Consider the following 13,589-nt stretch of genomic DNA (forward strand, 5'->3'; position numbering starts at 1 on the left):
CATTTTTTCTTGAATTATGATATTCTATAAACAGCTTCAAGCCTATACGATGAGAGGTTTTATACCATGAAATATGACTGGATTATTAAATTATTTGCAGGGCTTCCCGAACGAATTGGGGTCCCTTCCATACAGCTGCAATCTGATTTGGAGAAAATGAGCGTATCCGATCTGAAGGCCGCCATTTCTGATGAATACCCAGATCATCAAGCATTAATACAGATAGCTTTTATCGCATGCAACCACGTTTACGCCGCCGAGGATACGATCATACACGCCTCTGACGAGCTAGCCCTGCTTCCGCCAGTATCCGGAGGAGAAGAGAAACAAGAGCTTGCCAAGGAGCCTATAGAGCGCTATATCGTAACAAACGATGTCATTAGCTCCGATGCTGTGCTTGCAAAAGTTATCGTACCGGAAAATGGTGCCTCTATTGCATTTGTAGGAACAACGCGTGAATGGACACATGGTCAGCGTACGGTACGGCTTGAATATGAAGCGTATGCACCGATGGCCGTTGCAACGATGCAGCAAATCGGCAATGAAATTGCCGAGCGCTGGCAAGGCGCCTTATGTGCCATCAGCCATAGAATTGGCGTAGTTGGCCTCGCTGAGACAAGCGTCGTTATCGCGGTGTCATCCCCCCACCGTGACAGCTGTTACGAGGCGAGCCGCTATGCCATTGAACGTCTTAAACAAATCGTTCCTATATGGAAGAAAGAAATTTGGGAAGACGGATCAGAATGGAAAGGGCATCAGCTTGGTCCGTGGAATCCTACTGAACAATTAAAGGACTTTTAAATTTACAACTAGGCGAGTCGAATATGGCTTCACGATGCTTTTAAGGAGATTAGCAAAAATGAACAATCCAATCACACAAAATAACGCTGCACCTGAAATATCGGGCGTGGGATCAGCTCGTTATGCGAGACAAGTCCGCTTCTCTCCCGTTGGAGAGAAAGGACAACAGCTGCTTGCCGGCAGTCGCGCTGCGGTCGTTGGCATGGGTGCGCTTGGTTCTGTCATCGCCCAGCATTTGGTCAGATCCGGCGTTGGATATGTGCGTATTATAGACCGGGACATTATTGAATGGAGTAATTTACAGCGGCAAATGCTGTATACCGAAGAAGATGTATTATCGCTGCTTCCCAAAGCAGAGGCCGCTGCTGCACATTTGCGCGCCATGAACAGCTCTGTCTTCATTGATCCGATAGTTGCTGATTTAACGGCAATGAATGCGGAGGAATTACTCACTGATGTTGATCTTATTGTTGATGGCAGTGATAACTTCTCTGTTCGATATTTAATTAATGATTATAGCGTGAAGTACAGCATTCCTTGGATTTATGGCGGAGCCGTCGGCGCATCCGGCATGACGATGACGATTATACCAGGCGAATCCCCCTGCTACCGATGCTTGTTCAATGAACCGCCTCCGCCTGGTACGACCGATACTTGTGAAACGGCAGGTGTCATCTCTCCAGTCGTTGACATTATCGGCTCTCTTCAAGCTACGGAAGCCATTAAGCTGCTCTCAGGCAACAAGAACGCACTACACGGCACCTTATTTCAAGTTGACCTATGGAATCATGCTTGGCTTCCTATTTCTGTGGCCAAATCGAAGCGAAGCCATTGCGACTGCTGCGGAAATAGGCAGTTCGCATTTTTGGAAGATCAAATGTCGGGATCAGCTGCTGCTCTATGCGGTCGCCATTCTGTGCAAATTACACCGAGTCAAGATGCTCTACTGAACTTGGAAGAGTTAGCTGAACGCTTAAAGCCGGTTGGCACAATAACTCGCAATCGTTTTTTACTGCGAATTGAACTTGAGGCTGATTTGACCTTAGTCCTGTTCCAGGATGGCCGAGCCATCGTCCAAGGCACAGATCAATTATCAAAAGCAAGGTCGCTTTATGCTGAATTATTAGGTAATTAGTCGCTATTATAATACCCTCATATTGCCAATCCGATCAATCATTGCTACTATTGTAGGTATATCTTTTCTACTACTACCAATGAGGTGTCTCGATGAGAGTTCATGTTACAGAATTAATTAATGGAGACCGTTTAAGCAATGACACTTTCAACAATTACGGACTTCATGTACTCTCCAAAGGAACAGTACTCAATAACCAAGATATATCAAGATTATTTCAACATCAAATGGACTATATTGATATAGATGAAAGAGTAAGCGAAGAAACGGAAGGTCGTACACTTGAATCTACTATAAATCCCAAGTGGCTTCCTACCGTTCAGCCCCTTTACGAAAACGCTGTCAAAAGCTTTGAGGGATTATTCACGAAAGCGAATCAGCAAGGGAAAGTTGATGTCGAGGAAGTAACGTCCATCTTCCAGCCTCTACTGAGCAACCTCCAAATGGAACGTGATGTTGTATCTATGCTGCTATTACTCAATTCTAAAGACGATTATACGTATCAGCATTCCGTGCAGGTCGGCATGTTGTCCTATTATCTCGCTACTTGGGTTGGATACTCCAATGAAGAAGCTGTTCGAATCGGCAATGCCGGCTTCCTCCATGATATCGGAAAATGCCGAATTGAAGAGAGCATTTTAAATAAGCCTGGGAAGCTGACTGATGAAGAGTACGAAGAAGTGAAGAGACACACCTTGTACGGACATGAAATTATTTTAGACTCTCTGGATGAACCATTTGTAGCCATTGGAGCACTTCAACATCATGAGCGAAATGATGGCACTGGATATCCTCAAGGTCTGAAGGGTGATGAGATTCATCCCGTATCCAAAATCATTGCTGTAGTCGATATTTACAGTGCGATGATTTCCCAGCGCGTGTATCAACAGAAGCGTGATTTGCTTTTTGTGCTTAAGGAGCTTTATCAGCTGAGCTTCAAAGAGCTTGATCCCTATACAACCCACACCTTTATTAAACATATGATGCCTAATTTCATAGGCAAAAGAATCGAGCTTGTAGGTGGAGAAAGTGGAATTATTGTCATGACTCACCCTACCGAGTTTTTCCGCCCGCTTATTCAAATTGGTGAAGAATTCATCGATATGGCCATTGAGCGTGAGTATGAAATCCAGCAGGTTTATATTTAAATGTTTCAAAAACAACCCGAATTGCAGATCATATCTGCGATTGCGGGTTTTTTTTATGCTGCCGCTTATTCTTATCAACCACGTTCGCAACTTATACAATGATTTTATCGTTGTTATTGTAAATGATACCAAATATGCAAATTAAGACTAGAGGTGATAGAGTGAGAAGCATTTTAGCAATAATCATTACCGCTTTAATGATGACCGGATGCAAATCCGAAGCAATTAGCAATACACCAATTGTTCAACCAAGCGAGCTAGCAAGTAATGAGCCGAGCCAACAGCCAAATCGTATCAGCGAAAAAGTTGTCATTTATAACCTCAAAAATGCTGATGGCAGCAAGGCAGCTATTGAAACCATCTATCAGACCATAACGGAAGCCGACCTTGTAGATGTATTTAAAAAAGCTTTTGAAGAAGCTGAACCATTAAAAGGTATCGTGAAAATGGCAGCTCCAACTTATAAAGTAATAATCGGCAGCTCGGAATATTATCTTTTGATCGGTGATGATAATACAGATTCAATTGCTAATTTAGATGACTCGCATACGATGTTCAGACTATCTCCTTCTGACACGATTAAGATTCGAGAAATACTATCTTGGTCAGAGCCAGAGAAAGTGGTCGAAGGACTTGTAATGGACAAAAAAGTAATCAATCAAAATGATTCTTATCGTGTTTTAATCGCAACAAATTGGACTAAACAAGAGAAAAATACGATGGATGAATGGATCGAGAAAGCAGAACAAAAGCACGAGCTAGCGTGGTATGAAATAGACAAAGATGTTTATTTGAAGCTAATTATTAGTCAGCCTATTGCAGTAAGAGCAGGCAATATGCAGCTGGACTCGTTGCCACCGATTCGATTTGCAATTACCGTTCAAATTATTGAGCCAGAAGTTGTGGCATCTTCCCTTTATTTAAATCTAATCGAAGAAGAATTATACAATCAGCAGCTGCTTTTGACTCCGATCCGTCCAGATAAGGAATGGATTTTGGATGGTATTAAGGCAACATGGAAGAACCCCCTAAGCTTGGCAGCTACTTCGAGAAAGCAGTAAAGCTCCTAAAAGAAAAATAGACGATGAAAATGCACATTGAAAAGGGGCTGCCCTAAAGTAGAAAATTCTACTTTGGGACAGCCCCCTTTTTCCTGTTGAGTTTATCGTTAACCGATAGAACCTTCCATCTCGAACTTGATCAAACGGTTCATCTCTACCGCATATTCCATCGGCAGTTCTTTCGTGAACGGCTCGATGAAACCCATTACGATCATTTGCGTTGCTTCCGCTTCGCTCAGACCACGGCTCATGAGGTAGAACAGTTGATCCTCAGAAACCTTCGACACTGTTGCTTCATGCTCAAGTGTGATGTTATCGTTCAAGATCTCGTTATAAGGAATCGTATCTGACGTTGATTCGTTATCGAGAATAAGCGTATCACATTTGATATTAGCTTTCGCGCCGTCGGAGTTGCGTCCGAAGGATGCAAGACCACGGTATGTTACTTTACCGCCGTGTTTACTAATTGATTTAGAAATAATTGTCGAGCTCGTGTCTGGTGCAAGGTGAGTCATTTTGGCCCCTGCATCCTGATGCTGGCCTTTGCCGGCAACGGCAATGGACAATACCATACCTTTTGCGCCGCGACCGCGAAGGACAACAGCTGGGTACTTCATCGTCAGCTTGGAGCCGATGTTGCCATCTACCCATTCCATCGTTGCATTCTCATCAGCTACCGCACGTTTTGTAACAAGGTTGTAGATATTCGGTGCCCAGTTTTGGATCGTTGTGTAACGAACGCGTGCATTTTTCTTAACCAAGATTTCAACTACCGCACTGTGCAAAGAGTTTGTGCTGTAGACTGGAGCTGTACAGCCTTCAACATAGTGAACAGAGCTGTCTTCATCGGCAATAATAAGCGTACGCTCAAATTGACCCATGTTCTCGGAGTTAATACGGAAGTATGCCTGCAAAGGCACTTCGCATTTTACGCCTTTTGGTACGTAGATAAAGCTTCCGCCTGACCATACCGCACTGTTCAAAGCAGCAAATTTATTGTCATTCGGAGGAATAATCGTTCCGAAATATTCTTTCATAAGCTCAGGATACTCACGAAGAGCAGTATCTGTATCTGTGAAGATAACGCCTTGCTTCTCAAGATCCTCTTGCATGCTGTGATAAACGACCTCGGACTCATATTGAGCCGATACGCCGGCTAGAAACTTTTGCTCAGCTTCTGGAATACCCAGCTTGTCGAATGTTTCTTTAATTTCGGAAGGAACTTCCTCCCATGTTTTCCCTTGCTTGTCTGAAGCACGAACATAATATTGGATGTCGTCAAAATCAAGCTCATCCATGTTGCCGCCCCATTTAGGCATTGGCATTTTGAAAAATTGCTCAAGTGATTTCAAGCGGAAATCCAGCATCCACTCCGGCTCACCTTTAATATCCGAAATCGTACGCACGATTTCTTCCGTTAAACCTTTGCCTGATTCGAATACGGCTTTGTGCTCGTCACGGAAACCATACTTATAATCTTCCATTTCCGGCATTGATTTAGCCATGGTCATTCACGCTCCTCATAAATCTAGTTTAATGTGATTCTTGCTGCTCGATCCCTTTGCGTAAGGCGTTCCACGCTAGTGTCGCACACTTAATTCTTGCAGGAAATTTGTTTACACCAGAAAGTGCATCCAATTCTTCATATTCATCAAATTCAACCGGTTCGCCTTTCATTAGAGCTGAGAATTTCTCAGCCATGGCAAGCGCCTCATCAAATGTTTTTCCTTTTATCGCCTCTGTCATCATCGATGCAGAGCTCATGCTGATCGAACAGCCTTCACCACTGAACTTCGCATTGGCAACTTGGCCGTCTACGACCTGCAGCTGCAGCGAAATACGATCGCCACAGGTAGGGTTATTCAGGTTGATGGTAACTGATTCTTCATCCAAGGTACCGCGATTTCGAGGGTTTTTATAATGATCCATAATGACTCTGCGATATAAATCATCCAATTGCATGACCGAAGAACTCCTTTGTTTGTAGTAAGGCATCGGCTAAGCGGTCAATTTCATCTTCAGTATTATATAAATAAAAGCTTGCTCTTGCCGTTGCCGATACATTCAGCCAACGCATTAGCGGCTGGCAGCAGTGATGGCCTGCACGAATCGCAATGCCTTTGGAATCAAGCACGGTCGCAACATCATGCGGATGTACATCATCCAAGTTGAATGTGATGAGTCCTACACGATTTTGCTTCGGACCGTACAATGTGATGCCTTCCAACGAAGATAGCTTCTCGTAAGCATATGTGGCTAAACGTCTCTCATGCTGATCAATTTCATCTAGTCCAATTTCTTGTAGGAAGTCAATTGCAGCACCGAGTCCAACCGCACCCGCAATAATGGGAGTGCCGCCTTCAAAGCGGTACGGAATCTCTTTCCACGTAGACTCATAAAGATCAACAAAATCAATCATCTCGCCGCCATACTCAATCGGCTCCATCTTGTTAAGCAGTGCCTTCTTGCCATATAATGCGCCGATGCCGGTAGGACCACACATTTTATGACCAGAAAAAGCATAAAAATCAACATCCAAATCTTGGAGATCGATCTTCATATGCGGTGTGCTCTGAGCGCCATCCACGACCATAATGGCACCGTTACGATGCGCAATTTGGGTAATTTCTTTAATCGGATTTATGAGACCGAGCACGTTTGAGACGTAAGTGATGGAAACCACCTTCGTCTGTGGAGTGATCGTTTTCTCAATGTCCTCAAGAGAAATGGTACCATCGGGCTGCATCGGGATATATTTCAACGTTGCGCCAGTGGCCTTAGCAGCCTGCTGCCACGGAATTAAATTACTGTGATGCTCCATCGGTGTGATGACAATTTCATCACCTTCACCGCATACACTGCGTGCATAGCTTGAAGCAACCAAGTTTAATGCTGTTGTAGTACCGCGTGTGAAAATAATTTGCTCCGGTGCTCCCGCATTCAGAAACTTCGCTACCTTCTCGCGCGCTCCCTCATAGGCATCAGTCGCCCTGGAACCAAGTGTATGCACACCGCGATGAACGTTCGCGTTATCCAGCTCATAGTACCGATTAACCGCATCAATGACGGAGCGCGGCTTCTGCGAAGATGCCGCGCTGTCCAGATAAACGAGCGGGTGCCCGTTTATTTCTTGATGCAATATCGGGAACTGCTCCCGAATCGCATTTATGTTCATCCCTCTAGCTTCCTTTCGAGCAAACGCTGAAGCTGATCGCGTACCGCCTCGACTGGAATTTCCGATACGACTGGAGCCAAAAAGCCGTAAATAATTAGACGTTCAGCGTCTTGCTTAGATATACCGCGAGACATTAGGTAATATACCTGCTCAGGGTTTACTTGCCCCACGCTTGCTGCGTGGCCTGCTGTTACATCATCTTCATCTATAAGCAAAATCGGATTGGCATCGCCGCGCGCTTTAGGGCTCAACATGAGCACCTTCTCGGTTTGTACACCGTTCGCTTTCGTCGCACCCTTCTCGATTTTTGTAATTCCGTTAATGATCGCTGAAGCGGAATCCTTCATTACTGCACGTGTTACCATGTTGCTGTCAGAGCTTTTGCCGAAGTGAACGGCTTGCGTAGTCAAGCTGTTTTGTTGAGCGTTTTTGCCTACGCTGATTACTTTTGCATCAGAAGTAGAGCCTGTGCCCTTCAACATGGATTTCGTGTCTGACAACGTATTTCCGTCATTCAAATCACCGATAATCCATTCCATTTGGCCGTCATTTTCAATGACCGAACGACGGATTGACATATCCACGCCCGTCTCAGCCATATGATGGATGGAGCTGAAACGAACATGAGCGCCTGGCTTCACGAACACTTCAACAACAGATGGATGTACGAAAGGAGCACTGCTTGCTCCCGGTTCGGATACAACACAATCCACATATGTCACTCGGCTATTATTGTCCGCTACGATCAAGATATGCGGAGCAAATGTCGCTTCAGCATTATCATTGTAGAAAATCGCTTGAAGCGGCAGCTCAACTTCAACATCTTTGGGAACGTAAACGAATACGCCGCCGTTCCAAAGTGCTGCATGAAGTGCTGTAAGCTTATCTTCGTCCTTCGCTACTGCTTGGAACAAATATTTTTGAACGAGGTCGCCATGCTCTTTGCATGCCGTCTCCAAATCTGTGAAAATAACGCCTTTGCTAGCCAATTCGTTTGAAAACTGATTCCATACGATGCCGGAATTACGTTGAACAAGCAAATTTTCAGTTCCTTCTGTGATCAATTCACGAACAGCTTGTGGAAGTTCGCTAATTGCTCCAACCGTTGTCGGTTGCTCGTAGTTTCCTAGTGCTGTCAAATTCCACCTTTCAATACGAACCTTCTCCGGCTTAGGCCATCCGAGTGTTCCGGCAAGGTCTGCCGCTTCTCCGCGCAGTTCAACAAGCCAGTTCGGCTCGCCTTTACTACGTGCCAGCGCTTCAGCAGCTTGACGGTTGGCCTGCGTTGATAGTTGTGTACTCATCCGTTTTGCCCCCTTCTCTGCTTAAGCCTGACCGACCGTTTCATCTTCGATTCCAAGCTCTTCTTTTACCCAATCATAACCTTCGTTTTCCAAACGCTCAGCCAGCTCAGGACCACCCGATTTAACGATACGGCCTTGCATCATAACATGTACATAGTCTGGAGTAATATAGTTAAGCAAACGCTGATAGTGAGTAATGATAAGGAAACCGCGATCTTCCGAACGCATAGCATTTACGCCTTGTGATACGATACGAAGTGCATCTATGTCAAGACCCGAATCGATCTCATCAAGAACAACGATTTTTGGATCAAGAAGCATCATTTGCAAAATTTCGTTACGTTTTTTCTCGCCGCCTGAGAAACCTTCGTTAAGGTAACGGTGAGCGAATTCAGCATTCATTTCAAGCTCTTTCATTTTGCTTTCCATTTTGCGAATGAACTTGATCAACGAGATTTCATTGCCTTCGCCAAGACGTGCATTTAGCGCACTGCGTAGAAAGTCAGAGTTCGTTACGCCTGGAATTTCACTTGGATATTGCATTGCAAGAAACAAACCAGCAAGTGCGCGCTCGTCAACACCCATTTCAAGGATGTCAGCGCCATCTAGTACTGCCGTTCCTTCTGTTACTTCATATTTAGGATGTCCCATCAAAGCGGATGCCAGTGTAGATTTACCGGTACCGTTCGGGCCCATGATCGCGTGAATTTCTCCACCTTTAATTTCTAGGTTAATACCTTTCAAAATCTCTTTTCCGTCGATAGCCGCTTTCAGACCATCAATGACAAAATGAGTAGACATAATATGCTGATCCCTCCAAGGTTGGTTTAATTCGCTCAGTCACTTCTATAAATAATAGACTTTCTATTATAGAGTGATTCTCAATGATTCTCAATAATCATTTTAATATAGTTTTTGTTATAAATCAATGTGAGATGTCTTTGATTCATTGATAATGTCTTTTTATTGTAGATATAAAACGAAAAGCTAAAAGTTGATTTCGGCTTATATTTCTCCTATTTCACCTTTAATCGGCAATTAGATGGGTTTTCCTCGTAAGATCCTTTGATCAAAATAAATCTTTTATGCCAATGCATTTTTAATTTTTTGAACTTCAAACAGAAAGGTTTTTTCATCCAGTACAGGCAGCATCTTTGGAGATGGTATTTCATTTTCCATTCTTACCCAAGATTTGCATCCATTATAAGCAGGCCTCATCGAAATTTCCAAAGGCGTCTCCAATTGGTAAACTCGAAGCAATAAAACATGCAGCGGCTTGTTTTTTTTCCAGCGCAATCTTTCCTCTGCAAACGTATCTGTCCATATATGCAAATCGCGTAAACGATCGAGTGTTTCTTGATCCGTTACTTCAATATCTTCAACGACCTCAGCGTAAGCTTCTAGCTTAATCGTTTCCATGTCTATCGACCAATTCGCTAACGTTTCATCCAAACCGTCAACATATTGCTCCTTTAAAAGATGTTTCTTCTGGTGCTCGTAAGCAGGCATTAAATAAAAGCTAGGGCTAATAAGCTGAAAATCTCTTGTTTCTTCAATGATTCCGCCTTTACGCATAACAATAATTTGCTGCCCCTCTGCGAGCGCTTTTACACTGACAGCCCACTCTTTCAAAGCGATCGGCTGTTGTTCTTTTTTTGCAGTCACTATACTTCCTCCATCCAACTTGTCTATAATTGATAACATTATATCAAATGAGGGTATTCCAAGGCGAAATAATATACATTATACTATGTTGAGATGAATACTGGGCATTGCTGCCCAACTACTATAAACCGGAGGTGGACAGCCGTGTCTGCATATCATCCATTAACAGAAAAAGAAGCCATTCAAATAGCTCTTTCGCTTGACGGTTATTTCCCAAAGGGGGCAAGTTTAACCAGCCGAGAAATTGGAGACGGTAATTTAAACTTGGTTTTCCACATCGTTGATTCTAGCAGCGGCAAGAGCCTTATTATGAAACAGGCGCTTCCTTATGCTAAAGTTGTTGGTGAGTCTTGGCCGCTTACACTCGATCGTGCACGTATTGAAAGTGATAAGCTTATTTTGGAAGGCGAGCTTGCTCCTGGACTTGTTCCAAACGTTTATAAATATGACCCTGAGCTCTATCTCACCATTATGGAAGATCTCAGCGATCATATTATCATGCGTCAAGGGTTGATTGGCGGAACACGTTATCCTAAATTCGCGGACGATATTTCAACATTTATGGCGCGGACTTTATTTTTCACCTCTGATCTTGGCATGAACCAGCAGGAAAAGAAGCAGCGCGTAAAAGCTTTTATTAATCCTGAGTTATGTAAAATAACAGAGGATCTCATATTCGACGATCCTTATACGAATTCGCCTAACAACAGCTTTGATCCAGCTATTCAGGATGCTGCTGAGACGCTTTGGCAGGATTCACAGCTTCATTTTGAAGTAGCGATTCTACGAGACAAATTTTTAACAAATGCACAAGCGCTGTTGCATGGCGATCTTCATACGGGCAGTGTTTTCGTAACGCCTGAATCTACAAAGGTCATCGATCCTGAATTCGCTTATTATGGCCCTATCGGCTTTGATATCGGTGCTGTTATTGCGAATTTGCTTCTCAACTTTGCAGGGCAAGAGCATTGGAGCACGGATAGTGAAACGAGAAATGACTTCCGTCGTTATTTGACCGATTCGGTGCGTGATGTGTGGAACCTATTCGATCAAAAATTCCGTGCATTATGGGATGAGCATGGTCTCGATCGTATTGCTTCTTCAACACCAGGCTACCAAGATTACTATATGAATCGTTTGCTGCAGGACGCTGTTGGTTTTGCAGGCTGTAAAATCGTACGCCGAATCGTCGGTTTGTCTCATGTAATCGATGTAGATCGTATCCCTGATGCAGCTGCTAAAGAGAAAGCTCAGCGCCTCGCTCTTGCTATTGGAACATCGCTGATTCGCAACAACCGCAATACGCAATCCATTGAGGAAATTATTGACGTTGCCTTATCACTTGCAAATAAATGATTGAACACAGAGAGGAAATGACACCATGACAACAAATAATTATGCTGGCTTGCAATCGGTTATCTGGACCGAAGACAGGCTTGATTTACTTGACCAACGGCTTTTGCCAGAAGAAATCGTTTATTTGCCTTTAACGACAGCAGAAGATGTATGGGAAGCGATTCGTCACTTAAAAGTACGCGGAGCTCCAGCCATCGGCATTTCAGCAGCTTACGGCGTCGTTCTAGGCAGCCGAGATGAGCAAACCACTGAGGCATGGCTCGCGCAAGTCGTCAAGCAAGCAGAATATCTCGCGACTTCAAGACCAACCGCTGTTAACTTGTTCTGGGCACTTGATCGCATGAAAGCAGCTGCCGCTTCTTACATCGAGAAAGGCTTGTCGCTTGAGGAAAGCAAAGCCGCTTTGCTAACGGAAGCAATCGCGATTCAAAGCGAAGATGAAGAAACAAACAGAATGATCGGTGAACATGCACTATCATTGTTTAAAGATGATATGGGCGTTTTGACACACTGTAATGCTGGCGGCTTGGCTACGGCTAAATACGGCACAGCTCTTGCACCCTTCTACTTAGCCTTGGAACGCGGTATTACACTGCGTGTATATGCTGACGAGACGCGTCCTGTCCTTCAAGGCGCTCGGTTAACAGCATTTGAATTGCAGCAGGCAGGCGTCGATGTGACGCTTATTTGCGACAACATGGCGGGTATGATTATGGCTAAGGGCTGGGTAGATGCGGTTATCGTAGGTACTGACCGCGTTGCTGCAAATGGTGATGTAGCTAACAAAATCGGAACGTACAGCGTAGCTGTACTCGCTAAAGCTCACGGCATTCCTTTTTATGTAGCAAGTCCTCTTTCCACAATTGATTTGAATACGCCGACTGGTTCTGAAATTCCAATTGAAGAACGCAACGCGGAAGAAATTACAGAAGGCTTCGGCAAACGTACTGCTCCTCAGGGCATTAAAGTATACAATCCGGCCTTCGACGTAACGCCTAATGAATATGTAACTGCCATTATTACTGAAAAAGGCATCGTCCAAGCGCCATACGATGTTAATCTTCGCAAACTTTTTGAATAATCACTAGATAATAAAAGCCCTAATCCGTTGTTCGCGGCATTTACGCGTACAGCTTGATTGGGGCTCTTTGTTTTCTTTTTGTTAAAGCATCAATTGGAGCGCTTCCGAGCCTTTCATGCCTACTACAACACCCTTTGTCTCTGCTGTTAAAGTAACGGATTCCAAAGGGGCTTCCATCAACTCTTCCAACGTTTTTACTCCGACAGCTCTGCCAGCTATAATTTCCCGGTCTTTGAGTCGCTCATTAAGCAGAGAAACATCAAGCGCACCGCACATAATATATCCTTTGTCCGTCATGATAGCGAGCAAAGTTGTTTTGGGCAGCTTCACTTCAACGCCAAGTACGGTTTCTCCATTCTCCAGTGTGAAAGGAACCATCCGCATCATATAGGATCCACCCCCTTCTTTTACATAATGTAAAAGGCAATGCACTGCAACATCAGTATATGCAAAAGTAAGTTTGCAGTGTTGGATGTTTGCTTATTTATGCAGTGGTTGAGGGGTGAAATCACAAATGCGGTCACAAATTTATAAGTCAATCAATCTGCACTGCCAGCTCTTGTTGCATGTTGGGAGTCGCATGGCTATACAGACTAGATTTTATTATTTTTCATTTTAATTATTCCATTTAAACGTATTTCATTAAAATTTAGTTCTTCTTTAATCTTCTTAGCCTCTGTTATCGCATGTTTAATCAAATTTCCATTGATTTTTCCACCTGTGTATACATTGTAATCATCAATTACTTCTGTCAGATATTCCTTCAATTCCGCATCAGACTTATCCAGCAATTCTATGTCATGCCATTCTCCATCCCAAATCGCAGCAACACGCTGCCTATCATCGTCATTTGTTTCGCCAGT

14 protein-coding genes are annotated in these 13,589 nt (G+C 43.9%); 6 read left to right on the top strand and 8 right to left on the bottom strand.

From position 1 onward, the window contains the following. The first annotated feature begins 66 nt into the window (after window positions 1–66). From ACIFSR_RS33410 to ACIFSR_RS33425, 4 genes are all read left to right on the top strand, one after another. Window positions 67–801, top strand: coding sequence for a molybdenum cofactor biosynthesis protein (locus ACIFSR_RS33410; RefSeq protein ID WP_430063495.1), 735 nt, complete (start codon window positions 67–69; stop codon window positions 799–801). Between the two features lie 58 nt (window positions 802–859). Next, the gene (locus tag ACIFSR_RS33415) at window positions 860–1,936 is read left to right on the top strand and encodes a ThiF family adenylyltransferase (RefSeq protein WP_430063497.1); all 1,077 of its coding nucleotides are present in this window, start codon (window positions 860–862) and stop codon (window positions 1,934–1,936) included. A gap of 92 nt (window positions 1,937–2,028) precedes the next feature. After that, window positions 2,029–3,084, top strand: a complete 1,056-nt coding sequence (locus ACIFSR_RS33420) for an HD-GYP domain-containing protein (protein ID WP_430063499.1) — start codon at window positions 2,029–2,031, stop codon at window positions 3,082–3,084. Between the two features lie 161 nt (window positions 3,085–3,245). Next, window positions 3,246–4,145 carry a hypothetical protein gene (locus tag ACIFSR_RS33425; RefSeq protein ID WP_430063501.1) on the top strand — a complete coding sequence of 300 codons (900 nt, stop codon included), beginning with the start codon at window positions 3,246–3,248 and terminating at the stop codon, window positions 4,143–4,145. A 107-nt stretch (window positions 4,146–4,252) separates the two neighbouring features. On the opposite strand, the gene sufB is transcribed toward ACIFSR_RS33425, so the two are convergent. The 6 genes from sufB to ACIFSR_RS33455 form a co-directional block, all read right to left on the bottom strand. After that, window positions 4,253–5,650 (bottom strand): Fe-S cluster assembly protein SufB, encoded by a 1,398-nt coding sequence (gene sufB / locus ACIFSR_RS33430; RefSeq protein WP_076270269.1) that lies wholly within the window; start codon window positions 5,648–5,650, stop codon window positions 4,253–4,255. Between the two features lie 28 nt (window positions 5,651–5,678). Then, entirely contained in the window at window positions 5,679–6,107 is a 429-nt protein-coding gene (gene sufU, locus ACIFSR_RS33435; protein WP_076270270.1) for a Fe-S cluster assembly sulfur transfer protein SufU, read from the bottom strand. Beyond that, window positions 6,094–7,320, bottom strand: coding sequence for a cysteine desulfurase (locus ACIFSR_RS33440; protein WP_076270271.1), 1,227 nt, complete (start codon window positions 7,318–7,320; stop codon window positions 6,094–6,096). The genes sufU and ACIFSR_RS33440 overlap by 14 nt, the downstream gene beginning before the upstream one ends. Further along, entirely contained in the window at window positions 7,317–8,624 is a 1,308-nt protein-coding gene (gene sufD / locus ACIFSR_RS33445; RefSeq protein WP_430063504.1) for a Fe-S cluster assembly protein SufD, read from the bottom strand. Before sufD ends, ACIFSR_RS33440 begins: the two co-directional genes overlap by 4 nt. Before the next feature lie 21 nt (window positions 8,625–8,645). Then, window positions 8,646–9,425: a Fe-S cluster assembly ATPase SufC gene (sufC, locus tag ACIFSR_RS33450; protein ID WP_076270273.1), complete on the bottom strand. Its 780-nt coding sequence runs from the start codon at window positions 9,423–9,425 to the stop codon at window positions 8,646–8,648. A 282-nt stretch (window positions 9,426–9,707) separates the two neighbouring features. Then, window positions 9,708–10,289: a DUF1802 family protein gene (locus tag ACIFSR_RS33455; RefSeq protein ID WP_430063506.1), complete on the bottom strand. Its 582-nt coding sequence runs from the start codon at window positions 10,287–10,289 to the stop codon at window positions 9,708–9,710. A gap of 144 nt (window positions 10,290–10,433) precedes the next feature. Here ACIFSR_RS33455 and mtnK point away from each other — a divergent pair, with 144 nt between their 5' ends. Together mtnK and mtnA are read left to right on the top strand one after the other, a co-directional pair. Then, a complete protein-coding gene (mtnK, locus tag ACIFSR_RS33460; protein WP_430063508.1) occupies window positions 10,434–11,645 on the top strand; it encodes an S-methyl-5-thioribose kinase in 1,212 nt (403 codons plus the stop codon). A 25-nt stretch (window positions 11,646–11,670) separates the two neighbouring features. After that, window positions 11,671–12,726 carry an S-methyl-5-thioribose-1-phosphate isomerase gene (mtnA, locus tag ACIFSR_RS33465; RefSeq protein WP_076270276.1) on the top strand — a complete coding sequence of 352 codons (1,056 nt, stop codon included), beginning with the start codon at window positions 11,671–11,673 and terminating at the stop codon, window positions 12,724–12,726. 81 nt (window positions 12,727–12,807) lie between these two features. On the opposite strand, the gene ACIFSR_RS33470 is transcribed toward mtnA, so the two are convergent. Both ACIFSR_RS33470 and ACIFSR_RS33475 read right to left on the bottom strand, forming a co-directional pair. Further along, window positions 12,808–13,113 (bottom strand): YunC family protein, encoded by a 306-nt coding sequence (locus ACIFSR_RS33470; protein WP_076270277.1) that lies wholly within the window; start codon window positions 13,111–13,113, stop codon window positions 12,808–12,810. 206 nt (window positions 13,114–13,319) lie between these two features. Beyond that, window positions 13,320–13,517 (bottom strand): hypothetical protein, encoded by a 198-nt coding sequence (locus tag ACIFSR_RS33475; protein ID WP_430063510.1) that lies wholly within the window; start codon window positions 13,515–13,517, stop codon window positions 13,320–13,322. Window positions 13,518–13,589 lie beyond the last annotated feature (72 nt).

Origin of the sequence: Paenibacillus sp. NRS-1760, assembly GCF_050467785.1 — a bacterium.
In the GTDB taxonomy this organism is placed as follows: Bacteria; Bacillota; Bacilli; order Paenibacillales; family Paenibacillaceae; genus Pristimantibacillus.